Annotated in this window: 23 protein-coding genes; 12 read left to right on the top strand and 11 right to left on the bottom strand. The window is 58.1% G+C overall.

The genetic code is table 11. The features are described 5' to 3' along the window. Positions 1 to 240: 240 nt before the first annotated feature. Positions 241 to 1,761, top strand: coding sequence for a S1 family peptidase (locus tag AC24GY_RS13330; protein ID WP_487683656.1), 1,521 nt, complete (start codon positions 241 to 243; stop codon positions 1,759 to 1,761). Between the two features lie 6 nt (positions 1,762 to 1,767). Here AC24GY_RS13330 and AC24GY_RS13335 read toward each other — a convergent pair whose 3' ends face one another. Continuing rightward, positions 1,768 to 4,005: a redoxin domain-containing protein gene (locus tag AC24GY_RS13335; protein WP_487683659.1), complete on the bottom strand. Its 2,238-nt coding sequence runs from the start codon at positions 4,003 to 4,005 to the stop codon at positions 1,768 to 1,770. Positions 4,006 to 4,124: 119 nt separating this feature from the next. Between AC24GY_RS13335 and AC24GY_RS13340 the strand changes: the two genes are divergently transcribed. Both AC24GY_RS13340 and AC24GY_RS13345 read left to right on the top strand, forming a co-directional pair. After that, positions 4,125 to 5,237, top strand: coding sequence for an NHL repeat-containing protein (locus AC24GY_RS13340; protein WP_487683662.1), 1,113 nt, complete (start codon positions 4,125 to 4,127; stop codon positions 5,235 to 5,237). Then, complete coding sequence (locus AC24GY_RS13345; protein WP_422315942.1) at positions 5,237 to 5,866, top strand: hypothetical protein; 630 nt, start codon at positions 5,237 to 5,239, stop codon at positions 5,864 to 5,866. Before AC24GY_RS13340 ends, AC24GY_RS13345 begins: the two co-directional genes overlap by 1 nt. Here AC24GY_RS13345 and AC24GY_RS13350 read toward each other — a convergent pair. Beyond that, positions 5,821 to 6,519 carry a 3-keto-disaccharide hydrolase gene (locus AC24GY_RS13350; RefSeq protein ID WP_487683666.1) on the bottom strand — a complete coding sequence of 233 codons (699 nt, stop codon included), beginning with the start codon at positions 6,517 to 6,519 and terminating at the stop codon, positions 5,821 to 5,823. The genes AC24GY_RS13345 and AC24GY_RS13350 overlap by 46 nt on opposite strands. A gap of 174 nt (positions 6,520 to 6,693) precedes the next feature. Beyond that, a complete protein-coding gene (locus AC24GY_RS13355; protein WP_487683669.1) occupies positions 6,694 to 6,858 on the bottom strand; it encodes a hypothetical protein in 165 nt (54 codons plus the stop codon). A gap of 90 nt (positions 6,859 to 6,948) precedes the next feature. On the opposite strand from AC24GY_RS13355, the gene AC24GY_RS13360 reads away from it, so the two are divergent. Next, positions 6,949 to 7,158 (top strand): hypothetical protein, encoded by a 210-nt coding sequence (locus AC24GY_RS13360; RefSeq protein ID WP_397381378.1) that lies wholly within the window; start codon positions 6,949 to 6,951, stop codon positions 7,156 to 7,158. A gap of 53 nt (positions 7,159 to 7,211) precedes the next feature. Here AC24GY_RS13360 and AC24GY_RS13365 read toward each other — a convergent pair whose 3' ends face one another. The 4 genes from AC24GY_RS13365 to AC24GY_RS13380 form a co-directional block, all read right to left on the bottom strand. Next, entirely contained in the window at positions 7,212 to 7,640 is a 429-nt protein-coding gene (locus AC24GY_RS13365; RefSeq protein ID WP_487683673.1) for a hypothetical protein, read from the bottom strand. 285 nt (positions 7,641 to 7,925) lie between these two features. Beyond that, on the bottom strand, positions 7,926 to 8,516 hold the full coding sequence (locus AC24GY_RS13370) for an RNA polymerase sigma factor (protein WP_487683676.1): 591 nt from the start codon (positions 8,514 to 8,516) through the stop codon (positions 7,926 to 7,928). An 84-nt stretch (positions 8,517 to 8,600) separates the two neighbouring features. Next, the gene (locus AC24GY_RS13375) at positions 8,601 to 9,089 is read right to left on the bottom strand and encodes a Spy/CpxP family protein refolding chaperone (protein WP_487683679.1); all 489 of its coding nucleotides are present in this window, start codon (positions 9,087 to 9,089) and stop codon (positions 8,601 to 8,603) included. 20 nt (positions 9,090 to 9,109) lie between these two features. Next, entirely contained in the window at positions 9,110 to 9,493 is a 384-nt protein-coding gene (locus tag AC24GY_RS13380) for a hypothetical protein (RefSeq protein ID WP_487683682.1), read from the bottom strand. Between the two features lie 147 nt (positions 9,494 to 9,640). Here AC24GY_RS13380 and folD point away from each other — a divergent pair, with 147 nt between their 5' ends. The 5 genes from folD (at position 9,641) to AC24GY_RS13405 (ending at position 17,301) form a co-directional block, all read left to right on the top strand. Then, entirely contained in the window at positions 9,641 to 10,513 is an 873-nt protein-coding gene (folD, locus tag AC24GY_RS13385) for a bifunctional methylenetetrahydrofolate dehydrogenase/methenyltetrahydrofolate cyclohydrolase FolD (RefSeq protein WP_422315957.1), read from the top strand. Positions 10,514 to 10,599: 86 nt separating this feature from the next. Next, positions 10,600 to 12,135, top strand: a complete 1,536-nt coding sequence (locus AC24GY_RS13390; protein WP_487683686.1) for a S10 family peptidase — start codon at positions 10,600 to 10,602, stop codon at positions 12,133 to 12,135. A 60-nt stretch (positions 12,136 to 12,195) separates the two neighbouring features. Then, positions 12,196 to 13,641, top strand: coding sequence for a sulfatase family protein (locus AC24GY_RS13395; protein WP_487683689.1), 1,446 nt, complete (start codon positions 12,196 to 12,198; stop codon positions 13,639 to 13,641). 117 nt (positions 13,642 to 13,758) lie between these two features. Next, positions 13,759 to 15,963: a DUF1549 domain-containing protein gene (locus AC24GY_RS13400; RefSeq protein WP_487683692.1), complete on the top strand. Its 2,205-nt coding sequence runs from the start codon at positions 13,759 to 13,761 to the stop codon at positions 15,961 to 15,963. 42 nt (positions 15,964 to 16,005) lie between these two features. Further along, entirely contained in the window at positions 16,006 to 17,301 is a 1,296-nt protein-coding gene (locus AC24GY_RS13405; RefSeq protein ID WP_422315965.1) for a DUF1501 domain-containing protein, read from the top strand. 95 nt (positions 17,302 to 17,396) lie between these two features. On the opposite strand, the gene AC24GY_RS13410 is transcribed toward AC24GY_RS13405, so the two are convergent. Next, the gene (locus AC24GY_RS13410; protein ID WP_487683695.1) at positions 17,397 to 18,485 is read right to left on the bottom strand and encodes a PEP-CTERM sorting domain-containing protein; all 1,089 of its coding nucleotides are present in this window, start codon (positions 18,483 to 18,485) and stop codon (positions 17,397 to 17,399) included. 282 nt (positions 18,486 to 18,767) lie between these two features. Between AC24GY_RS13410 and xseB the strand changes: the two genes are divergently transcribed. The 3 genes from xseB (at position 18,768) to AC24GY_RS13425 (ending at position 22,458) form a co-directional block, all read left to right on the top strand. Then, on the top strand, positions 18,768 to 19,115 hold the full coding sequence (gene xseB / locus AC24GY_RS13415; protein WP_422315969.1) for an exodeoxyribonuclease VII small subunit: 348 nt from the start codon (positions 18,768 to 18,770) through the stop codon (positions 19,113 to 19,115). A 4-nt stretch (positions 19,116 to 19,119) separates the two neighbouring features. Continuing rightward, the gene (dxs, locus tag AC24GY_RS13420; protein WP_422315971.1) at positions 19,120 to 21,012 is read left to right on the top strand and encodes a 1-deoxy-D-xylulose-5-phosphate synthase; all 1,893 of its coding nucleotides are present in this window, start codon (positions 19,120 to 19,122) and stop codon (positions 21,010 to 21,012) included. 504 nt (positions 21,013 to 21,516) lie between these two features. Further along, a complete protein-coding gene (locus tag AC24GY_RS13425; RefSeq protein ID WP_487684184.1) occupies positions 21,517 to 22,458 on the top strand; it encodes a formylglycine-generating enzyme family protein in 942 nt (313 codons plus the stop codon). A gap of 70 nt (positions 22,459 to 22,528) precedes the next feature. Here AC24GY_RS13425 and AC24GY_RS13430 read toward each other — a convergent pair whose 3' ends face one another. From AC24GY_RS13430 to scpB, 3 genes are all read right to left on the bottom strand, one after another. Continuing rightward, positions 22,529 to 23,101: a CAP domain-containing protein gene (locus AC24GY_RS13430; RefSeq protein WP_487683700.1), complete on the bottom strand. Its 573-nt coding sequence runs from the start codon at positions 23,099 to 23,101 to the stop codon at positions 22,529 to 22,531. A 128-nt stretch (positions 23,102 to 23,229) separates the two neighbouring features. Continuing rightward, positions 23,230 to 24,315 (bottom strand): chorismate mutase, encoded by a 1,086-nt coding sequence (gene pheA, locus AC24GY_RS13435; protein ID WP_422315977.1) that lies wholly within the window; start codon positions 24,313 to 24,315, stop codon positions 23,230 to 23,232. A gap of 20 nt (positions 24,316 to 24,335) precedes the next feature. Beyond that, positions 24,336 to 25,037 carry an SMC-Scp complex subunit ScpB gene (scpB, locus tag AC24GY_RS13440; RefSeq protein WP_422315979.1) on the bottom strand — a complete coding sequence of 234 codons (702 nt, stop codon included), beginning with the start codon at positions 25,035 to 25,037 and terminating at the stop codon, positions 24,336 to 24,338. Between the last annotated feature and the right edge of the window lie 86 nt (positions 25,038 to 25,123).

Here is a 25,123-nt window from a genome sequence, read left to right on the forward strand (position 1 = left end):
ATCCAAGCTTGATGCCTACAAAGGCCTCAATGCTCAATAATCCCCACCACCATGCTTACCTCACCCAAGTTTTGGCTTCTGGTTGTAATCGGCGGCGGCCTCGGTGGTTACTTTTAGCATGATCATACCGCCAAGCTCAAGGCATCAGAACTGGCTGTGCAGGAGGTCACTGCCCGACTTGCCGACCAACGCAGTCTCATCGCTCAAAAGAAAGCGTTCCTGAATCAACGCCGCGATACCATGGAAAAAAATCAGGTGCTTCTGAAGGCCAAGGGCATCCTCGACAAGCGCCTTGAAAAAATCAACGCCGACCTGGCGCAGAACACCGACTCATTCAAAATGGCAGTGGAGAACGCACGTTCCTCTGCCGCTGGCAAGGAATTGGGAGATTTCACACTAACAAATGGCAAGCTGGTCCGGTCTGCCAAAATCCGCAAAGTGGATGAAGCAGGCATCTCATTGATCTATGCCGATGGCGTTGGCACTGTTACGGTGGGTCTGCTGCCTGAGAATTTGAGAGAGAAATATGATCTGGGAGCGAACGCCCTGATACCCAAGCTGATTGCTGCAGTTACGGCTTTTAAAACATCACCACCAGAAGCAGCGCTCACATCAAAGCCCCCAACCAGTGAGCCAACACCGCCGGAAATGGCCAAGGCTCAAGCACCAGCCACCCCCAGCGTGACGACAACCACACCTGCGCTGGCGGCGGGTTCATCCTTTGATGCCGGTTGCCTCATCATCATCAAAACAGACCATGGCAGCGGCTCAGGTTTCATCGCCCAGGTGGGTGGCAAGACCTACGTCTATACCAACGCGCATGTCATCTGCGGCACTCCCAAAAGTTTCACCTCCAAGATTGAAAGCATCAAAACGGCATCGGGACGGAATATCCCGATTCCTTACGAGATCGAGCTTTCGAACACATACGATCCTAATTCATCCAATGGCCTTGAAGACGTTGCACGTTTCCCTGTGACACTCAAAGAGGGCGAAACTTCCTATGCCCTCGTAGACACCAATTTTTCAGTCAACGTCAATCAAAGGGTGATCGCCTATGGCAACAGTCTGGGAGGCGACGCTGTGACTTCGCTTGATGGTGCGGTGCTTGGTTTGGGAAGTGACCGAATCGAAGTCAGCTGTCAGATCGTACCTGGCAACAGCGGCGGGCCAGTTGTACTCACAGACACAAAGCAGGTACTAGGTATCTCAACCTACCTGGATTCAGGCAAAGGTGACATCTGGACCCGGGGAACCGTTTTCGAAAATGTAAGACGCTTTGCGGTGAGGCCTGACAAGGTGACCCAATGGCGGAAAATGCAATACACCTCACTGATGAGTTCCTTGGCCGAGCTGAAAGCTTTCCACCGTGATACTTTGACTTTGGCTGCCGCATGCTATCTCGACCCCAAGCCCAATCGCGGAGGGTTTGACATTCCCAGCCGGCCCCGCGGTGACTACATTATCCGCCAGGTCATTGTGGATGGCAGCAGATTTACATTAGGAGCGGCCATCAGCAACGGCATTGCCAAGGTCAATCAACGGCTGGGGTTCACGAAAGGCACAATGGCCATCACCCAGGTGGTTCCTGTCTTCGCTGAATTCTTTGGCTCCGTGGCCCAGGTTTCATCATCACAAATAAGCATGCTCTCCAATGCAGACCGAGCTCCCTATCTGAAGCAGTTCATTCCTGAATTGTTGGAGATCAGAAAAACGATTCATGCCAATTTCCTCAATGAAGGCGCCACGCGCTATCGCTGAGAAATATCACTTCCTCACGTCGGCGACCTCCGGGTTCAACGGCGTGTAGTGCTCCATGTAGCCGATCATCATCTCGTCGAAGGTCTGCTGTCCCCAGCGGACGGTTTTGGTGGGATCAGGGTTGGCCGGATTGCCAGAGCTGTTATCATACACGGCGGTGATTTTCACCGTGCTGCCGCGGGGCAGGAAATGCGGCACGGCATAGTCGTAGCGGAGCTGCCAGTTGAAGTCGTATTTGGGGATGTCCAGCAGCGTCTCGCTCTTGCCATCGGGCAGAGTGACCTCGAATTTGAAGGCCTTGCCGCGCACGTGCATGTGGGCCATCCAGGCCATCACATTGACGTCCACGGGCAGCGTACGCTGGGCCAACTCCACATGATTGGCCTCTCCCGGGGGGATGCTCAGGCGCGTATTGGACAGGCCGGTGGTGTGAACGACATATTTCGGTGGTGTCTTGGAAAACAGCAGCCCCATTCGGATCGTGTCTTCCACCGCTTTGCCGTTCGGCGTGTAGTGAATCTGGAAACTCACCGTCGCGCCCGCAGGCAGCTTGCGGGCAAATCCCTCGGGGTAAATCTGCTTCGTATTGCCAGGAACATAGGCCGCCCAGTAGCCTTCGGCGCCTTCATCGCCACCACCGCGCACTTTGCTGCCTTTTTCATGCACACTGACAATGACGTGATGCACCACCTCGCGGGCGCTCGGAAGAATCTCATAACCGCGCACCCAGCGGTCTTCGGGAAATTCGGTGACCACAGTCACGTGCTGGTAGGGCATCGTGCCTTCGGCCTTGATGGCAATCGGCTTTGCGGCGGCGATGATCGCATCCGGCTTGCCAATGCTCCATTCGCTGGGAAAAACACGAGGTTTGGGCGCATCCGCAATGTCGCCCTTGGCACGATCCGCACTCAGCCATGCCAGCAAATCTGAACGATCACGTGCCGATAAAGAACGGTCATTGATCCAAGGCGAGTGAGCACGCCCTTCGAGCGGAGCGGCAAACCACGGCGGCATGGCTCCGCGCTCCACCTGCTTGCGAATCATTCCAGCGTGCTCGATCACCGCCTCATATGAATCCAGTGCGAACGGCCCAACGCCGCCCTTGTGATGGCACTCCACGCAGTTTGCCTGCATGATGCGCGCGATGTCACGGTGATAAGTCACGGGTGTGCTGGCGATGCCTTGTTGCGACGGCAGATCCAGCGCACATCCCGGCGCACTGGTCGCGACCAGTTCTGCCGGCTCGCCACGCAGCATCGCGGTCACCGCATCGCGCAGGTAATGATGCTGCGGCGTGTCCTTTGAGTAGCCCAGGCCGTATTGATCATTCAGTGCACCGCGATAAACGAGCGTGCGTGCAGCATCGAGCAGGAACACCTCTGTGGTTGTCGTTGCCGTCAGTAGCTGCGCGAGTTTGCCATCCGCATCTGTGGCGACCGGAGACACCAGCTTGTGATCTGCGATGAACTGCGTGATCTCCTCGGCTTTCTGTCCCGGCGGAGCGTTCACCAGCAGCATGCCCACACATTGTTCCTTCAGTGACTCTTCAAGCCGGGCGGTCTCGGGTGCCAGCTTGCCGCTGATTGGGCAGCTCGCGCTGAACAGTGCAATCACGAGGCCGTTCTTGCCTGCGGCGCTGCTCAGTTTGACTTCACTTCCCTGCAAGGTCTTCAAAGCGAGATCGGCCACCATGCGCCCCACCCCATGATCGCTGCCCTTGAGCAATTCGGGCGCTTCCTTGAAGGAAGGATCCTCGGAGGCGGGTTTGATCGGGCGCTCAGTGGCCGCGCTTCCCGTGCTGCCGCGCTTGCGCAAAGTGGCGATCACCTTCTCCGCCTCTTCCAGCGTCACCGAGCCGTCTTTGTCCGTATCAAGGCCGTTAAACCATTTCTTGTTCGGCAACTCTTCAGCCGTCAGCTTGCCATCGCTGTTCTTGTCCATGCGCTTAAAGAGGACGGGCGTTGGCTCATCTCCCACTCCGGCGGGCAGATTGCCCGAGAGCTTGCGCATTTTCTGGACGGCTTCGAGCGCTTCGTCATGCGTCAGCTTGCCATCCTTGTTCAAGTCCAGCCGGGGCAGGTAGTTCGCGCCGTTCATTTCACTCCCGCTGATGATGCCGTCGCCGTTCTGGTCGAACGCTTTGAATTTTTCATCAAATTCGGTGAGCTGTGCCTGCGCACGCAGACCGACAACGGACACCGCCAGCGCCGCGCTGCCGAGCAGAATGAAGAGAGCTTTTTTCATGGGAAGATGCATGGGAACACGCTGTGTGACCTGAAGTTTCCTGCCGTATGACAGGATCATCCAGCAAAATCACCGTTGTACGATTGACGCTGCCTCTGCGTTCCGTTTGAATCCGCCTGATGAGCAACCGCATCCTCTCCCTCCTGTCCGTCATGGCCCTCGCCAGCACTGCTGCTGCCGAAGTGGCCTATGAATTCGTCCCGAACTTCATCACCCCGCCTCCTGGTAAAGAAACCATCGGCGACGGCCACGGCGAAATCGCCGTGGATTCCGCCGGCAACATCTACGTGAGCGTGCAGGACAAAGACCCCGCCCTGGCTGGCCTGCAAGTATATGGCAAGGACGGCAAGTTCATCAAAACCCTCCCCCTCCCCCCTTCCCTGCATGGCTTTGTGATTCGCAAGCTTGGCGGTGGTGAGCACATCTACGCCGCCGTGCTTGGCGAACAAAAGGTCATCAAATGCAATCTGGATGGCAGCATCGTGATGGAGATCCCGACCAGCGCCTTCCCTGCTGAGCAGCGTGATTTTGTGAGTGTCACCAAAACCGACGAAACCGACCCCAAAAAGAAGACCCCCATCGCATCGGGCCTGAAAATCGCAGATACCAAAACGGAGATCACCCTGAAGCTCGCTGACGGCACCGAGAAGAAAATTGCCAAGGAAAAAGGCGTCGCCGCAGCCGGCGGTCTCAAGCTTACCAACTGCGACGTGGCTCCCAACGGTGACATTTACGTCGTCGACGGCTATGGTCGCAGCTTCATCTTTGTGTTCAGCGCCGATGGCAAGTTCAAGAGCGTTTTCGGCGGCCCCGACAAGCCCTTGGCGCTGGCAAACGCCCACAAGATCTTCATCGACACACGCTTTGAGCCCGCCCGTGTCATGATCTGTGACCGCGGCCACAAGCGCATGCTGCACACCGACCTCGCAGGCAATTTCATCGGTGAAATCGCCACCGAGATGCGCAACCCCAGCTCCGCCAGCTTCCACGGCGATCTGATGTGCGTGGCCGAAATCGCCGGCAACGTCAGCGTCTGGGACAAGGCCAACAAGCGTGTGGCCGATCTCGGCACCAGCCCGGAAATGACCAACACCCCCGGTATTGCTCCCAAGGACTGGAAGCAGGGTGTCGTGACCAGCCCTCATGGCATCACCTTCGACAACGATGGCAACATCCTCGAAACCGAGTGGAACAAGTGGGGCCGTGTCTTGAAGTGGAACGTGAAGAAGTAATGATGCGCCTCGCGCGATCCATCCTCATTCTCGCCGCAGGGGGAGCCGTTCTGGCCCCCCTGTGTGCTTTGGGGCATGGAGCAGAGTTTTTGAGCGCCAAGCTCACCCTCCTGCCGGATGCAGAGGTGCTGCTGGAGGTCACAGCCGACTACGGCAGCAACCCGCTCATCATGGATGAATCTGCCGCGCTGGATGCGCTGGCTGACCCGGTGCGCCTGAAGCAGCACGAAACTCTGGTGCCGCTTGCCACTCTGGCCACGGCAAGCATCTCGCAGCATCACAACTGGGAGGATTACGCCCCTGCCGCCTACCTGCCGTCCGGCACTGAAGGCGAGGCTCATGCCTTGATCACCTCAGCCTGGCGCTGGCGCAGCGCCGAGCCAGAGATTGTTTTTGAAATGCCCAAGGGCAAACTGCACGACGTGCTGCTCTGGACACACGATGCGACGCATCCTGATGTAGCGCCCAAATGGATGCTCCTGCTGGCGGGAGATCGTTCCCGTCCCATTCCCATCCAGCTCACGCCTTGGTGGCGCAGCTGGATGGCGGCCGCAGGAGCAGGCGGCCTGGCTTTGATCGGAATTTACTTCGTTTCGCGGAACTTCACATTGCGCCAGCGAACGCTGTAGGGGCCCGTGCCGCCCTTGATGCCGTGCACTTGGAAGCCAATGCAGCCTTCGGGGTCATTGGGCTGGGTGAAGTCGGCGGCAGGCACTCCGTTGACGAAGCTCTGATAATGATCGCCTTTCACCACGATGCGGTAGTGGTTCCACTCGCCTTTTTTGAAGGCTGCCTTTGCGGCATCGGTCCGCACCGCGTCCGTTTTGGTCAGAATGCTCCACCAGGTACCGCGACGTGCTTCATCATAGAAATCACCGGCAGTGCCGTTGATGGCGATCTCGCACTGCGGTCCGTAGAGGCGTCCGGCTGGGAGCTTGCCTTTGGCGCCCTCAGGTACTGGATCGCCTTCTTTGGCGATGTGGCTGCGCACCTGCACGCCTGAATTCAGCGCATCATCCACATTCACTTCGAACTCGAGTTCGAAATCTTTAAACGGGCCGATGGCGAGGAAAGTGTTCGGACTGCCTTCGGTGGTAGTACCGGTGAGCATGCCGTTTTCGACTTTGTAGGTGGCTTTGCCGCTGATGATCTGGCCGCCTTGCAGTGAGCCGTCGGCAAACCAGTTCTGCCAGCCACCTTCATCCTTGGTTTGGGCGTTCAGACTGAGAATGGCTGCCCCAAGCAGGGCGGCAGGGAGAGAGATACGGAGTAAGCGTTTCATAGGGATTGGGCGGTTTTGAACGCTGTTCGAGACCGTTTTCCATCGCTAACCACCAGATACTTAACAAACCTTAAATAAAATCGGGGTTTTTATGGGGTTAAAACCCCAAATTAATGGAAGCCAACCTTGACCATCGGGTCAAGTTGGAATTAAAATGGGGTTATTACCCGGTTATTATTGGATGGCCCGCCCCTCAAACACATTCGACTCATTGTCACTGACGATCGCGATCACACCGCAGATCAAGCAGTACCTCGAAGACATGACCTTGAAGGGCACGTTTGGCAGCAGCCCCGCCGAGGCGGCGAGGATGCTGTTAAGCAATGGGATCGATGCCATGTTGAACTCGGGTGCTTTGGACAGACGCAAATGGACTCTCAAGAACGGACAGCTCGTTCTTTTGACGCCGGATCAACCTTCACTATCATCATGACACTGCAACACGATCCTCAGGCTGACTCCACTGTCTTCTCCACCCTCGTTGAAGTCGAAATGACCGACATGGACCGCAGCAAGAAAGGCAGTTGGAAATCCGAAACCCGGCTCTCGATGCTCTCGCACGAGATCACCCGCTACATGCCTGAACTCGCCGCCCTGCTGGCTGAAGGCGGCAAACAGAAGCTGCTGGCTGCAGCCTGAGGTGGTAGCCGCCAGACGCGCGGCTGAATGGAGTTGAAGTAACGCCAATAGAGTTACCGCTTGCCACTGAGCAGGCCCCAGGGACCCAGCCGTTCGGCGGCTTTTTTGCGCAGGATCGCCTGCTTTTCAGCAGGGAGATGCTGGCAAATACGATCAAGCGAACCCGACACGCTTACGCCGGCCTTCTGCCAGACTTCACGGCGCAATGCCTTGAATTCTGTGGCGGCTTGCAGCAGTTCCGCATGCACCGCGCTACGCTCGGAATCCGTGAGATCAAGCTCCGCCACCATCTGGGATTCGATCTTGCCCACGACCCGGTCAACCGGAGCGTGTGACTCATCAGGATGTACCATGGCATGCTGAACGATTCGACGCAGCACAAGCAGTCCTCCGCCGATGCCGCAACCTGCCCCCAGAGCAAAGACCAGCAGCAGAAGAAGAACGGCTTTCCAGCGTGACGAGGTGTTGGATGGAGGGTTCATGGAGATCAAATGCCTGCGAACACGGGGCCCTGAAGCTGCCAGATCCAGGCAATTTCATTCACGACTTCGAGGCTCTCGAAGCAGGCCAGAACGGCTGCAACAGCGAGACACGCAAAACTAGTCTGCAGCCATCGGGAACGAAAGAGACTGAGAACATCGTCAATTAGAGACGCGGCTTGTGACGGGGAGGAGGTGATTTCAGCGCGAATGGCAGCACGCAGATCCATGTCTGCTGGCGCAGGAACCGATCGGGCGTGGAGTGTGATCTGGTCCCACGAAGTGGGTTTACGAGAGGGTGTATCCATGACGTGTGAGAATGGTTTTAAGTCGCTGCCGTGCGCGGAAGGCTTTCACCTTGGCGTTGACTTTGCTCCAGCCGAAATGCGCGGCGATGTCACCCAGCGGCATTTGTTCGAGGTGGAGCAGCGTGAGCAAGGCACGGTCATCCGGCGGGAGATGCGAAAGGATGAACTGCGCACTGGCGAGAGCGTCGCTTGCAGTTGGGACGTCGTCAGCACTGGCGATGTGGTCGAGAGGATGTGATTCATCGGTCGGCTGAACGAGGCGCGAAAAAGGTGAGCGCTGATGCTTGCGGCAGAATTCGAGGCCGATGTTGGCAGCGATCCGCTTGAGCCAGTGCAGAAAGGGTTTGTCCGGCCGCCACTGCGGCAGTGCGCGCCAGGCACGCACAAACGTCTCCTGCACCATGTCCTCAAGATCGGCACGGTTGGCGGAGAAGCGGTGAAGCATGGCGGTCATGGTAGACTGGTGGCGTGTGATGATTTGATCAAAGGCATCGAGATCTCCAGCCTGCGCCGACTGAATCAGGACGAGGTCATCGTCCACGAGGCTTTCAGTTTGAGCGGCGGCGGTCACAGCTGGTAACGCAGGTAATTCCAAAACGGAGAATGGCAACGAGGCAGACCTAAGAAGATCAAGCCTCGTTGCCGTGGAGCGCATTCAGCGCAGCGCTGAGGCGAGCGCGCCATCGACCATGCCTTCGATCTCTGTGCGGGCTGCTTCGAGCTGTTTTTGCTGCTCCGGCGTGAGCAGGGGCCGGACCTGCGCACCGATGCGGGCCATAAGCAGCGCACGATCTCGTGCGGCATCGCCGATCTTTTCCGCAGCAGCCTTGGCGCTGCCGTTTTCTTTGACGGCCGCCTCCATGGCATGGCGAGCGGCGCGGCTCTGGTTGATCTGCGCATGAATTTCCTCACGGTGCTCTGCGAGGATCTTGCTGATCGCCGCCTTCTGTTCTTCGTTGAGCGGCATCTGCTTGCGGAAGTTCAGGAAGTGACGCACCGCCGTGCGCACGATCTCGCGGATGGAGGAGCGTGTTTGATCAGGGATGATTCCTTCGCAGATGTCGGCGCTGCGGCCGAACGCCATCGCAGGGATGGCGGTGGCAAGGCCAAAGACGGCGAGCAGTGACAGTGTCAATGTTTTCATAGGTTGGCAGTGTTGGAGGTTTATTGATTCTTTGTCGTGGTGGTGGTTGCGGATTTCGTCTGTCCGTTCGGCCCCGTGGCGCTGCGGGTGGCGGTGCGGGTACCATCGGCATGTGTCACGGAACCACTGGTCGTGGCAGTTTTGCCATTCGGGCCGGTGACCGCACCACCGGAGGCGCGACCGTTTTCGATGCGAGTCACCTGCTGGCTGGCGGTGGCAGTTTTGCCTTTGGCTCCAGTCGTGGCGGCGGTGCGACTGGCACCGGTGCCAGGAGTGACATTACCAGCAACTGCACGCGAGCTGGTGCCTCGTTTGGTGGTAAATGAGGAACTGCGGCCGAAATCGCGCGCATGCACGCTTCCGAGGGTGAAACCGAGAGTTAGGAGGATGAGGATAGTTTTCATGATGTGATGTGGGTTTGGATGGATCGCGGCTTGAGAACCGCACAGTGAGCCGAATGCCGGGCAGAACCGTGTGGTTACAGAAAAAGCCGCCCTGCGGTTTTTGGCGTCGGCTGTTGACTCGCCGCCACGTCTGCATGACCAGAAAACATGCAGATCATCTCAGGAACCGCCGTCGCCGAAAAAGTCCTCGAAGAATGCCGTCGCGAAATCGCCGAACTGGCCGCGCAGGGGCGCAAGCCGGGCCTCGCGGTCGTCCTCGTGGGTGATGATCCGGCCTCACGGGCCTATGTGCGTTCCAAAGATAAAAAGTGCCGTGACCTGGGCCTGCACTCCGTCAAACTCGAACTCCCGGCCACAACGACGCAGGACGAACTGCTGGCCCATGTGCACGCCTTGAACAACGATCCGGCGATTCATGGCATCCTGGTGCAAAGCCCGCCGCCAAAGCACATCGATGAGGCCGCCATCGTGCGAGCCATTGATCCGGCCAAGGATGTGGACGGCTTTCATCCGGTCAATGTGGCCAAACTTGCGCTGGAAGATCCCACGGGATTCGTTCCCTGCACCCCGCTGGGCTGCCAGCGACTGCTGATCGAAGCCGGCATCGAAACGAGCGGCGCCCATGCCGTCGTGGTCGGCCGCAGCATGATCGTGGGCAAACCCATGGCCCTGCTGCTCATGGCCAAGGGCAAAGGCGGCGACGCCACCGTGACCGTCACGCATTCCCGCACACGCGATCTCGCCGCGATCACCCGCACGGCGGACATCATCATCGCCGCGATTGGCCGCCCGCATTTCATCAAGGCCGAGCATGTCAAAGAAGGCGCAGTCGTGATCGACGTGGGCATCAACCGCGTGGACGATCCCACCACCGAAAAGGGGTACAAGCTCGTCGGCGACGTTGCCTACGATGAAGTCGCGCCGAAATGCCGTGCGATCACCCCCGTCCCCGGCGGCGTCGGTCCGATGACCATCGCCATGCTCATGGCGAACACGATCAAGGCCTGCAAGCAGGCGTGACCGTGGTGGTTTCATGCGGATTTTGATTCTCAAGGCGTGGCGCGCATGCCATGCTTCCGGTCACCATGCGTATCCGACCGACCCTTTTGACCTCCGTACTGGCCCTGGCGATGCCCGTTTGCCTTGCCGCTGAAGAAGACAAGCTCGCCAAACCTGAAGCACCCCCTGCCGAGAAAAAGGAAGGCAAAGCGGATGAGAAAAAAGAAGCCAAGAAGCCTGATGCCGACAAGCCTGTGGTAACGAGCGGCAAGGTGACCATCGGCGGCAAAGAAATCGCCTATGAAGCCAAGGCTGGCACGCTGCCCATCCTGAAGCCAGACGGCAAACCTTCGGCGCAGGTCTTTTATACGGCCTACACCATGAAGGATGTGAAGGACGCGGCCACGCGGCCTGTGACGTTTTGCTTCAATGGCGGCCCGGGCAGCAGCTCGGTGTGGCTGCATCTGGGAGCCTTCGGACCCAAGCGTGTGGATTTACCAGCGGATGGACTGACGCCCCCGCTGCCCCCAGGCGGACTGGTGAACAATGAGTTCTCCCTGCTGGATGTCACCGATCTGGTGTTCATCGACCCGGTGAACACTGGCTTCAGCCGTGCCGAAGATCCGAAGAATCTCAGCGAGTTTCTAGGCGTGCAGGAGGACATCGCCAGCGTGGGCGAGTTCATGCGCTTGTGGGTCACGCGCGAGCAGCGCTGGCGGTCACCCAAATTCATCGCGGGTGAAAGTTACGGTGGCATTCGCGGTGGCGGGCTGGCGGAGCATCTGCAGCAGCGGCACCGCATGTACTTGAATGGCATCGTGATCGTGTCCGGCCTGCTCGATTACGCGACTCTGATCCCCGGACCGCTGAATGAAACACCGTATCTGGTGGGATTGCCTGCGATGACCGCGACGGCTCACTACCACAAGAAGCTGCCGGCGGATTTGCAGGCGGATTTCAAGAAGGCCGTGGCGGAATCGCGCGCGTTTGCCTTCGGTGAATACGCTTCGGCCCTGCTCAAGGGAAGCGAGCTGACAGCCGCAGAGCGTGAGGCGGTGGTGAAAAAACTGGCCCGATTGACGGGTCTGGAACCGAAGCTTATTGAAGAGCAGGAACTGCGGATCGACAGCGGGGTGTTTCGCGAGCGGCTGCTGCGCAAAGAAAAGCTGGTGCTCGGTGCCTACGATGCGCGGGTGACAGGGCGGGATGGCGATGAGTCGGAAAATCGCCCACAGATAGAGCCTTTCATGCGCGTGGTGGGCAGCATCGCTGCGGCTTCGATGAACGCCTATTTGCGCGAAGAATTGAAGTATGAAAAAGACCTGCCGTATGAAGTGCTGGCACCGCAGCCGAACTGGAACCATGGCAAGGGCAACAGCTACACGAGCGTGAGCGGCCAACTGGCGGAGGCGATCAAGCAAAACCCCCATCTCAAGGTGCTGGCATTGGTGGGCTGGCGTGACTTGGTGACACCGCCTGACAACATGCTGCTGAGCGTGCGCCAGATGCACCTGCCGGATGAACTGCGCGGGAACATCGAATTCGCCGAATATGAGTCCGGCCACATGATGTACACGAACCGCCCCGATATGGAGAAAATGCATGCAGACATCGCCGCATTCATCGCCAAGGCCCTGAAGTAACATCTGCCCAAGTCATCCATGAAAAGCTGCTGGATCGCTCTGATGCTCGTTTCTGCGACCATGGCCGCGGACAAACCCAATGTGGTGCTGCTGTATGCGGACGATCTTGGATACGGAGATGTGTCCTGCTACGGCGCCAAGACCATTTCGACCCCGCATATCGACAAGCTGGCGGCTGAGGGGCTGCGCTTCACGGACGGACATTGTGCGGCGGCGACCTGCACGCCCTCACGATTCGCGATGCTGACAGGCGAGTACGCGTTCCGGCAAAAAGGGACGGGCATTTTGCCGGGGGATGCCAAGATGATCATCCCACCGGGCCGGGCGACTCTGGCCTCAGTCTTCAAAGGCACAGGCTACCAGACCGGAGTGGTCGGGAAATGGCATCTGGGGCTGGGCGACGGTGCTATGGATTGGAATGGCTCGATCCAACCAGGACCGCTGGAGATCGGCTTCAACCACTGCTTCATCATGGCCGCCACGGGTGACCGGGTGCCTTGTGTGTTTGTGAAGGATCATCAAATCGAGGGACTTGACCCAGCAGACCCGATCCAAGTGAGCTACAAGCAGCCTTTTTCTGGAGAACCGACGGGCAAGGCCAACCCCGAACTGCTCAAGATGCACCCCAGCCACGGGCATGACATGGCCCTGATCAATGGCATCAGCCGCATTGGTTATATGAAGGGAGGAAAAGCGGCCCTTTGGAAGGATGAGGACATGGCGGACACTTTTACCAGCCAAGCCGTGAAGTTCATCGAGGCCAGCAAGGACGGCCCTTTCTTCCTGTACTTCGCAGCGCATGATCCTCACGTGCCGCGCGTTCCCCATCCGCGTTTTGTCGGAAAAAGCGGCATGGGACCGCGAGGAGATGCCATTTTGCAGTTCGACGACAGCGTGGGCACAATCCTAGCCACACTCGACCGACTGGGCCTGAAAGACAACACCCTTGTCCTCCTCAGCAGCGATAATGGCCCCGTGGTGGATGATGGATATCAGGACCAAGCGGTCGAAAAGCTCGGCAAGCACAAGCCCGCCGGCCCCCTGCGGGGTGGAAAATACAGCGCGTTCGAGGGCGGGACGCGGGTGCCTTTCATTGTTCGCTGGCCCGCGAAAGTGAAGCCGGGTGTGAGTTCCGCCCTCGTCTGCCAGGTCGATTTTCCCGCCAGTTTTGCCGCTTTGACCGGCCAGCCAACTCCACCCGCCGCCGTGGACAGCCAAAATATACTGCCCGCCCTTCTGGGAATGGACATGACTGGCCGGACACAACTGGTCGAACAGGGCGGTCCAGTTAGCCTGCGGGATGGGAACTGGAAATTCATCCCTGCCAGTCCCGGCGCCGCCAAAAATAAGAACACCAATAGTGAGACCGGAAATGCCCCCGACCCTCAGCTCTATGACTTGTCCCAGGACCTTGGGGAAAGCCAAAACTTGGCTAAAACAAGGCAAGATCGGGTCAAAGCCATGTCATCCGCGCTGGAAAAAGCTCTTTTGAGGCCGGGTAAATAGGTCCTTTCCCGCGTCCCAGCTTGCCGAAACTGCAAAAAAACCGCTAATTAGCCTAATTGGATGCCCCTCCGGCACGTTCAAACCATTGGAATTCCATTCCCTTCATTCCACACCACCATGAAACAAACCACGAAACTGCTCAGCAGCCTGCTTGTTTCCGCGCTTTGTGCGTCTTCCGCCTTGGCGGAAATTCGCACTTGGACGGACACCTCGGGCCGCCAAGTCACCGCCTCATTCATCGGACTCGATGGTGAGGACATCATTCTGAAAACCGCAGACGGCGCCACTCACAAGTTTGCGCTGACCAGATTGTCTGCGGAAGACCAGGCGCTGGCAAAAAGCATGAAGCCTTCGGACCAGCCGGTGATGCTGGCGAACGCCACGGTAGCCCAGGCATCCGCCTCAGTTGACCGCCTCGTGGCCAATGGCCTTGTACGTGCCAATCCTGAGCGCGCCAAGGGTGGCAAAAAGCCGATTACCGGATTCAACCCGCTGGCAAGCGACGAGCAGTTCGTGCGCCGCGTTTATCTCGACATCGTCGGTCGCATTCCGAATTACGCGGAAACCAATCAGTTCGTTTCGGACAGCAATCCGAACAAGCGTGCCAAACTGATCGACATGCTGCTCGACAGCCCCGGCTACAACAGCAACACGTTCAACTACTTTGCAGAAATGCTGCGTGTGAAAGACCGCCTCGAACAGGACAACCTTCGCGGCGTTCCCTACATCAACTGGATGCAGCACGAGATCGAGAAGAACACCTCGTGGGACAAGATGGTGTTTGAGATGCTGACCGCCAAGGGGAAGATGTGGCAGGATGGTGCCGCTGGTTATCTCCTCCGTGACGCAGGCATGCCGCTGGACAATCTGGCCAACACGCTCGCTGTGTTCCTGGGCACCGACGTGGCCTGCGCCCAGTGCCATGACCACCCGTTCTCCGACTGGACTCAGCACCAGTTCTATGAAATGGCCTCCTTCTTCGGCGCCACCACCACCACGATGCGCGCTTACGGCAAAGGCAAGGGCAAAGAAAGCCCCGGCATGGCCATGAACGCCATGAATGATCTGATGCCTAAGATTGAAGAAATGGTCACCCAGAGCGGCCAGGACATCAAGCGCATCCGCAATGGCATCCGCAACTACATGGGAGCCAACCGCTACATCGTCGGTGACATGGACACCAACACCATGAAGCTGCCGCATGACTACAAGTATCCTGATGCCAAGCCCAATGACCCGGTGGAACCCAAGTTCATCACCTGGAGCAAGGACGACAAAAATCTTCCTGCCTACAAGCAGAAGATGAAGTCCGCAGAAGAGCTTCGTCCGGCATTCGCCAAATGGGCCACGGATCCAAGCAATCCCCGCTTCGCCATGGCGATCGCCAACCGCATGTGGAAGCGTGCTTTCGGCCAGGCCATCTGCGAGCCAGTGACCAACATTGATGACCCCAAGCAGTCCGTGAATCCCGAACTGCTCATCCATCTGGCTGAAGAAATGAAACGGGTGAAGTTCGACATCAAGAGCTTCATGCGCATCATCTACAACACCCGCGCTTATCAGTCTGAGGCCACCTCGGAAAAGATTGCCATGGGTGAACCCTACTACTTCCAGGGCCCCCTCCTCCGCCGCATGAGCGCTGAGCAGGCCTGGGACTCTTACATGACCTTGGTGCTCGGCGACCCCGACAAGTATGCCAAGCCGCTTGAAGATCTCTACAGTCGTTCCATTGACCTGGACCTCAGCAATCCAAAACTGGATGCGCAGACCGTGCTGGTGAAGTATGACGCCTTCCGCAAGATGGCAGAAAAAGAACGCGCCCTCATGGGTGGTGGTCTTGCCGAAGCCGGTGGTGACGACATGATGATGGACAGCGGCAAAGCCAAAGGAAAGGCAGAAGCCAAACCTGCAAGCGGCATGATGGAAAACGCCTCCCTGACCTACAACGGCATGGTTCTTCGCCGGGCCTCCACTCTGGAGCAGCCTGCTCCAAACGGCCACTTCCTCATCGACTTCGGTCAGTCCCCCCGCTCCCTGATTGACGGCAGCGTCAAGTCCGGCTCGGTTCCCCAGGTGCTGATGATGATGAACGGCAAGGCGCAGCAGATGCTCACCAGCCCGGATTCACTGATCTTCCGCACGATGGCGCAGGTGAAGTCCCCACCTGAAAAGGTTGAGGCTCTGTTTGTCTCCGTGCTCAACCGCCGCCCAACGCTTGCGGAAAAGGACATCGCCAAGCGCGCCCTCTCCGGAGGTGATGACGGCTATGCCAACATGATCTGGGCGCTCATCAACACCCGCGAATTCATCTTCATCCAATAATCCCAAGTTTAACCGACAACACGTAACGCGCAGACATCTCTTATGAAACCAGCACTCAACAAGCTCAACCCTATCGCCCGTCGTGACTTCATGATGCGCACGGCTCAGGCCGCGCTCGGCGTGACCGTCATGCCCTCTCTGAATCTGGCGGCTGCCGGCACCACCGGTGCAGGCACCCCCGGCTTCGGCAAGGCCAAAAACGTCATCTTCCTCTGGATGGGTGGCGGCATGACCCACATCGACACTTGGGATCCAAAAGACGGCCCAACCAAAGGCCCTACCGATCCTATCAAGGCAAATGCTGGCTCCGGCAACATGGACCGCCTTGGCGGGACCATGGAGAAGATGGCCAAGGTGGCCAACAAGTTCTCCATCATCCGTTCCATGAGCTCCAAGACCGGTGTGCATGATCAGGGCACTTATGTCATGAAGACCGGCTATGAGCCGCGCGGCACGATTGTCCATCCTTGCATCGGTGCCTGGGCCTCCCATTTCCTGGGCCGTATCAAAGGGCCAACCCTCCCAGACAGCGTGGTCGTCAACAGCGGCAATGCTTTCCCTGGTGCAGGCTTCTTCCCCACCACGATGAGCCCCATCCCGATCTCCAATCCAGAGACCGGGCTGCAGAACATCAAACCGACCACTTCGGAAGATCAGTTCAAAAAGCGTCTGTCCCTGACCGATGAATTCGACACCTCCTTCCGCAAAAAGTTCCAGTCAGACGATGTGAAGTCCTATTCCGAGTTCTATGACGAAACCGTCAAGCTCATGAAGAGCGAAGACCTGAAGGCCTTCGACCTCAGCCAGGAACCAGCAGCGGTGCGTGAGAAGTTCGGCAGAAACAACTTCGGCCAGGGAGCCCTCCTTGCCCGTCGTCTGGTGCAGGCCGGTGTTCGTTTCGTCGAAGTTCAATCCGGCGGCTGGGACATGCACAACACCATTGACACAGCTCTTGGTACAACTGCAGCGACAATGGACAGCGTCTTCGCCGCCTTGATCGAAGACCTTGTTTCCAATGGCTTGTTTGAATCCACGATGATCGTCATGGGTTCAGAATTCGGTCGCACGCCGGACATCAACGAAAATGATGGCCGTGACCACTACCCGCTCGCCTACTCCACCGTCTTCGCAGGCGGCGGCGTCAAAGGCGGCTTCGTCTACGGTTCCACCGACAAGGAAGGCCGTCGCGTTGCTGACAAGCAGTGCACACCGCAGGACTTCCAGGCCACCATCGGCCATGCCATGGGCCTGCCTGTGGATGAAGTGGTCATGTCTCCCTCCAACCGTCCGTTCACGGTCGGCGACAAGGGCGTTCCTGTCCTCGACATCTTCGCGTAACCACTCGCAGGATCATCTCCTCAATGAGAAGCACCCGGTCGCAAGACCGGGTGTTTTTTTATGGGGTCTTGTTCAGCTTAACCCGCACCTAGAGCTCACGCACGCCGGCGTCGGGCATGCAGCAATGCGACGCCTAGGATTAAGAGCAACGCGCTGCCGGGCTCGGGCACTGGTATGACTGAAGTGATCGCAAAGTCAAAGTCGTCAAAGCTTTGAATGTAGCTCACCGCACCATTGTCCAGACTGCCTCCGCGTAAATCCCACTGCAGTCCGGTAATCGCGCCGCTGACCAGCCCAAGACTTTGACTGTTGAGTACGCCAATGCTGCTTCCCAGCATTGAACTTCCGTCATTGAAGGCGCTTATGCCGAGAGTTGCGGTGTTGTTCAGTGTATCCAGCGCCACGGTGATTTCTGACCAGCCCAGCGTACCCATTTGATAGGCTGTCGTTTGCCAGGCGTCGCCCATCATGCGGTACTGCAGGAAGTTGTCGCCGGTGTACCCCACTTCAAACACGGGCTGATTGGCCGCATCAAGCAGCGATAGCCCCATCATATTACCAGTGTCCGGGTCATCCCAGTCCGAGGGCTTGACCCAAAACGACATTTGCACCTGCAATCCCGCCGTACTCGCGGGAGTAATCCCGTCATAATCGCGCGAATCCATGCTGTAGCGGTAACTGAAGCTTTGATCCGAAGCCATCAGGTTCAGGGTCTGCGACCCGGAGTTCGGCATGGTGTTCCGGTAAGCGACGATCTGATTCCGATAGTACTGGCTCCCATAATAATAGGGGGCCGAAGCATCCTCGTACAGTCTGCCTCCTGACAGCACTTGCCAAAGGCCTGTGCCGTCGGCAATGTCCGTCGCCCCTCCTCCGGGGCCTGAGTGGTTGGTGCCATATTGACCCGCGTTATAACGTGTGACGTCGGGCCCGTTCGTGCCGTCCCCCAAAGAGTTGGGGTAGGCACCCAGCGGCACCACCCCGGTATAGCCGTTGACGGAGTTATTGTTGAGATAGAATTGGGCATCCCCCGCCAGATAAGCAGACAGAATTTGGCCGTTCATGGGGACCCGATAACCATCTTGCTCCTCAAAACTGCCCAAATAGGCAAGAGCGTCATGGGACCAGATCATGGCCCCAATGACGCACGCATGGAGACAAAATCTGCGTTCGAGGATCTTCACGGGCTAAATATTACCTTAGCCAATATGAATATAAATTCAATAATTAACGTAATATTCCATATTCGAGAGGGTCTTAACTCTTGGCCATCGGTGAGCTTGGATATGCTGAGGGCGTCAAAACCAACCACACGCCACCTCCATCCCACGCGTCATTTTGAATCCTCCATCACCGCCAAAGGGGGGGCAAATGCCTTTCAAGCACGCCTTTTCCTGCTTGCGGCCTCCTATGAAGCCCGGATAATGACCGCCCTTCCGTGCCTCCTTGGCTAGTGATAAACACACATGAGCAAACCCAGCCCCAAGTCCGACGAACCCTCCTTTGAAGACGCCATGCAGCGCTTGGATGAGATCGTGGCGGGAATGGAGGACGGCCAGCTTTCCCTGGAGGAAATGATCTCCAGCTACGAAGACGGGGTGCGACTCCTCAAACTTTGCCGGCATCGTATCGATGGTGCCCGCCGTCGTGTGGATGTGATCAGTGCCGATCTTGAAGGTGGCAAAGCCTCGCTCAGTTCATTTGACGATGCCGCTGATAACGACGAGAGCGCCGAAGACACCGAAAAACTCCGCTCCCCCGCCCGCCGCCGTAAAACCGCCGAGCCTGAAGGTGGCGAAATTCGACTTTTTTAGACCTGTGGATACCCAACTGCCTGCCATCAACTCCCCTGCCGACCTCAAAGCCCTGCCGCTGGAGAAACTGCCCGAACTTGCGGAGAAAATTCGCCAGACGCTCATCGAGACCCTCAGCCAGACCGGCGGCCACCTCGGCCCAAATCTTGGTGTCGTGGAGCTTAGCATCGCCCTGCATCGGGTGTTCGACACCCCCAAGGACCGCTTCGTCTTCGATGTGGCTCACCAGGGCTATGTACACAAAATGCTCACCGGCCGCTGGGACCGCATTCACACCATCCGCCAGCATGACGGCCTGAACGGCTTCCTCCTTCGCACTGAAAGCGAACACGACTGCTATGGTGCAGGCCACGCTGGCACCGCCCTCTCCGCCGCCCTCGGCATGGCCACGGGTCGTGACCTTTGCGGAACGGACGAAAACGTCATCTGCGTGGCCGGAGACGCCGCCTTCACCTGCGGCCCGGTGTTTGAAGCGATGAACAATGTCGCTGCGCACACCAAGCGCCTCATCGTCGTGCTCAACGACAACGAATGGTCCATCGACCGCAACGTCGGCGCCATCGCGAAATACTTCAATTCAATCGCCACACACCCTGCTTACGCGAACCTTCATCAGAAAGCCGGCAAACTGCTTGAGTTCATTCTCGGTGAAGACGCACGCCGCATTGCCAAGAAAGTCGAAGACCACGCCAAAAACATTCTGCTACCGCAGAGCCAGACCCCGTCCAATCGCAGCTCGCTCTTCGACGAATTCGGCATCCGCTACTACGGCCCGATCGACGGACACAACATCCCCCTGCTCATCCAGACCTTCGAGTTCCTCAAGACTCAGGATGAGCCGGTGATCCTGCACATCATCACCGAGAAAGGCCGCGGCTACACCCCTGCCCTCAACGATCCCGGCAAGTTCCACGGCCTCGGCAAATACACCATCGAGACTGGCGAGACTCCCACCAGCGACAAGCCCACCTACTCCCAGGTCTTCGCCCGCAGCGTCACCGATTTTGCGAAATCCGACACAAAAATCGTCGCCATCACCGGAGCCATGCCCGGCGGCACTGGCTTGAGCGTCTTCAAAAAGGAAATCCCAGAGCGCTATTTCGACGTGGGCATCGCCGAAGAGCATGCGGCGCTTTTTGCCTGCGGACTTGCCACCCGGGGGCTGAAGCCCTTCCTTACCATTTACTCCACCTTTATGCAGCGCGCGTTCGACATGATCGTGCATGACATGGCAGTCCAAAATCTCCCCGTGCGCCTCTGCATGGATCGTGGCGGACTCAGCGGCGATGACGGCCCCACGCACCATGGGCTTTTCGACATCGCCTACCTCCGGGGCGTCCCCGGCATCGTCCACATGCAGCCGCGCAATGAAGACGAGTTTGTGGACATGCTGTGGACCATGGCCTGCTACGAGAGCGGTCCCATCGCCATCCGTTATCCGCGTGGCAACGGCCCGGGCATCATGCCCAAGGACAAGCCCGTCCGCCTCGAAATCGGCAAGGCCGAGGTCATTGCCGACGGCAACGATGTCGCCCTCATCGCCCTTGGTGATATGTTCCCCATCGCTGAAGCCGCTAAAATTGAACTCGAAGCCAAAGGCCTCTCTGTCGCCCTCATCAATCCACGCTGGATCAAACCCCTCGACATGGACTGCATCTCATCCTTCGCTAGAAAAGTGAAGGTTGTCTGTACCCTTGAGGACCACGTCCTGCGCAATGGATTCGGCACCGGCGTCATCGAACAGCTCAGCGACGCAGGCATTCATACTCCTGTCGTCCGCATCGGCTGGCCCGACCAGTTCATCGAGCACGGCACCCCCTCGGTCCTTCGTAAAAAACACGGCCTTAGCGTCGAAAACACCGTCGCGAAGGTGCTCGGTGCTCTAGGCCAGGCGTAATGCCCGGTCTGGAGTGATGGCAGCGTTGGGAGGAGCTTGCTGAATCGTCTTTTCGAGAAAGCCGAGACAGCCATCCTAAATATTGATTTATCTGTGATGTTCCGCTGCTTTCTTTCTGGAAATGTCAGCGCCATTGAATCATCCTCTTTTTGCTCTGGGCCACGCATGACAATGGTCAGGAGAACAAGAATGTTTGTATTCAGTTTTGCAGCTATTGAAAACTGCTGATCAGACCTTTTCACAGGCCGCTCTAGAGTCCCAATGCTATTTCGTGATGATGCCGTTATTCCTCTTTCGCCCCAACAATTGGGTGATGCCGGAGGGCTGATGAACAGGGCACGTAACCGGGCAGGGCTGGCTGAAGATGGCCAAAAATCACGTGCGACCCATGCTGCGCCGACCGAGGTGATATGGAGCAATGAGAGGCCGTTCTACAGCCGCCCCGCTCAGTGCAATCGGCGCATGCAGCCTTTTCAAAAATGGTTCGTTGCAGCAGGCTTTCTAATGGCCGCCCTTCTAGGCTACCTTCTCGGCCTCAGTCATCGACTCCCCACATCTCGGCCTGACCTTCCAAGCAAGGATCTCGCATCTTCGTCAGCGATGAAGTCAGGAACGGAACTAGTGCCGCTCAAGGGGGGAAGCTACTCCATGGGGGACCCCTTGGGTGAATTGAAAGATGCACGGCCTCATCAGGTCACTCTGGCGCCGTTCATGATTGCCAGACATGAGGTCACCTTGGAGCTATGGGACAGCGTCATGATTTGGGGACGGGAGCATGGCTATCCAGATCTCCCTGCTGGCAACGGCAAAAGGCACAACCACCCTGTCTATGGCATCTCCTGGGGCGACGCTGTGAAATGGTGCAACGCGCTCAGCGAAAAAGAAGGCCTCACGCCTTGCTACTATACCGGAACCACCGGGCAGAACGTCGCACGCAAAGACAGGGTGGACATCGGCAACCAGCATGTCAACTGGGAGGCCAATGGTTACCGCCTGCCCACGGAGGCTGAATGGGAGTTTGCCGCCCGTGGGGGCCTCGCAGACAAACGTTTCCCCTTGGGCAATGAGATCACCCATGAGCAGGCCAACTACCATGGATCACCCCTCATCGAGTATGACAAAAGTCAGCGTGAAGGAACTGTACCTGCTCTGATGAGCAGCAAACCCTACACCGCTGCCATTGGCAGTTTTCAGCCCAACGGATTCGGTCTTTATGACATGGCAGGCAACGTGTCCGAGTGGTGCTGGGATTTCTACGATCCAAGCTACGGGGCTCCAGAGCCACAGCTGAAAAATCCCCATGGTCCTGACAAGGGCCAAAACTGCGTCGTCAGAGGTGGCAGCTGGCGGCATACGGCCGCTGAAGCCCGCTGCGCGAGTCGTTTCAGCCTGCCTGGAGATCTTCCAGCAGCTCATGTCGGCTTTCGGGTCGTTCGCTGCCGCTGAGACGCCTGTCGTATGCAACAGGTCACTATTTGCCCCCTCACCTCCTGAATCGGCCGAGCGCCCATGATCTTCAGGGAACCACCGATGCGAAATTCTGCGTGGCATAGACATGAAATTTCGGACAGGTGCAGGCATGCACGCCGCAGCCTAAAAAGAGGAGATTGCGGTTCAGAATGTTTGCCCGGTGGCCCGGAGAGTTCATCCACAACTTCACCATCTCATCTGCAAAGGCGAGGTAAGTGAGGCCGTTCGTGGTGCGCATGGCGATGTTTTCAGCGCGCTCGCCACTTTTCAGGCCCTTGGCCTCCATGCGCTGCCAGGCGGTGCGTTTGGAGGGATCATTCGGATTCTCGTGAGAAAAGAAATTCTCCAAGGCCATGTCCCGCGAGTGCTCATAGGCACACGCCGCCAGCGCACGTGAAGTTTGGAAAATCGGCAACTTTTGCTTCTCCCGCTCCGCGTTGGTGGCAAAGAAAACCGCCGCGTTGAGCAGGCCAACATCCATCTTGGCATGATCCATTACCCTCATCGCAGGTGCATACATGCGAAAAGTGGCAGGATTAAATCGCTCATAGTCAGCAAACGTCCAAGCCGCAGGCTGCACCGTGTCCTCAGCACCCAGCGACAGCGTTAAAAGAAGCAAGAGCGAGATCAAGCGCATCAAGGCTGAAGAAAGTCAGAAGTGTCCTGAAGGCAACTGGATGAGGCCTTCCTGCTTAGAACCCGGTGAAATTCAAAGTACAATGTTATGGGGACAGCCGTGCGGCGGCATCACCTCTCCTCCACCCAGCCCGGAGCCGGATAGCTGCCGAGGATCTTCACCTGAACAGCGATGCCTTCGACTTCAAGAGCGGTGATAGCCTGCTGCAGCGTGGCATCGGAATGATGGCCGCTGATTTCAAGGAAGAAGCGGGCCTGAGCGCCGCTGGTGGTGGGGCGGTTTTCGATCTGGCGGACGTTGACGTTGCGTGAGGCAAAGACCTGCAGAACCTCCATGAGTGCGCCAACGCGATCCTTGGAATGGATCATGAGCATCGTGTTGTCATTGCCTGATGGAGGGCCGGAGCGGCGCCCCAGGATGATGAAACGCGTTTGGGTAGCGTATTCACGAGGCGAAGTGGCAATGACACGCAGATCGTGTAGTTCGGCGCTCAAAGGCGTGCCGAGAGCCGCCACGGTGGGATTCTGCGCGGCGAGCGTGGCTGCGGCGCTGGAACTGGCGGACTCGATCAGTTGTGCGCCAGGGAAGCTCTGCATGAGCCAGGGACGGCAATGGGCGAGCATCTGCGCCCGTCCATGGATCTCAGTGATGGTGCTGTTCGGTCCCTGCGCCATGACGGCGGCATCGGCCTTCCACAAAATTTCGGCATAGATCTGCAGCGCGCTGTCGGCCAGATGGTCCAGCGTGTGATGCACCGCGCCTTCCGTCGAATGCTCAATGGGCAGCACGCCGTAGTCTGCGGTCTGCGCGGCCACTCGGCCAAAGACGCCTTCGGTGCTGGCTTCCGCGAGGTATTCGACGCAGTGGCCAAACTTGTTCACCGCCGCCTGATGCGTCCAGGAGCCCGTGGGGCCGAGGTAGGCGATTTTGAGGCTGTCCTCCAAAGCGAGCGCGGCGCTCATGATCTCGCGGTAGATCGCACGGATCGCCCGCTCGGTCAGGCGGCCGTTTTGCGCGCGGTTGATCTCCGCCAGTTTGCGCAGCAGTTTGTCTTCGCGGCCCGGCACATAGATGTCCAGGTCGTCCTTGCGTTTGATCTCGCCAACGGCGTGCACCAGTTCGGCACGCTCGTTGAGCAAACGCAGCAGCTGCTGATCGATGCTATCGATCTTGTTGCGGACTTCTTCGAGGGACATGGACCGCAGGAGAAAAAAGGTTAGGACTCGTCCGCCGCAGGCGTGACGGGAGCCAGGGAGAGCTGGTGCTCCTGCGGGTGCTCGGCAGCCGCCGCACTTTCTTCGGCGGTCGGCAGTTTCACCCGGCGAAGCTCGGACGCGTTGGGCATGTCATCGAGACTGCGCACGCCGAAATGGTCAAGGAAAGCCTCCGTGGTGCCATACAGCAGTGGACGGCCCGGCAGATCGGCCCGGCCTTCGATTTTCATCAACCCGCGGTCAATGAGCTGTTGCACCATCGCATCCACCGAAACACCGCGCACAGCTTCAATGCCGGCTTTCGTGATCGGCTGGCGGTAGGCCACGATGGCGAGTGTCTCCAAAGCGGGCTGGCTCAGGCGCTGCACTTTTTTACCGGGATAAAGCGCCCGGCACCACTCGGCGTACTCGCCACGGGCGGCGATTCGCCAGCCGTTTGCACGCTCGACGAGGGTGAAGGCATGCTTTTCCGCGGCGTAGCGGGCGATCAATTCATCCAAACTCGCCCGCACCTGCTCCTCGGTCGTAGCCGCCAATGGGGCCACCCACTCGGGGATCTGGATCGGACTGCCTTCGGCAAGCGGCTCGCTGGCGGCATCACAAATGTCCTTGGCCGTCTCTTTGACGGCGGCACACATCTGCGGCACACCCAGGGGCTCCTGGGTGGCAAAAAGAAGAGCTTCGACGATCGAGATCAGTTCCATGGCGCGGACAGGCAATCTCAAGCGAGCCAGAGGGGAGAGTCAAGCCATGCCTTAGCCTTGACACTGCCGCCAAGCCCGCTCTCTCA

The organism is Prosthecobacter sp. Pr1, assembly GCF_057652315.1.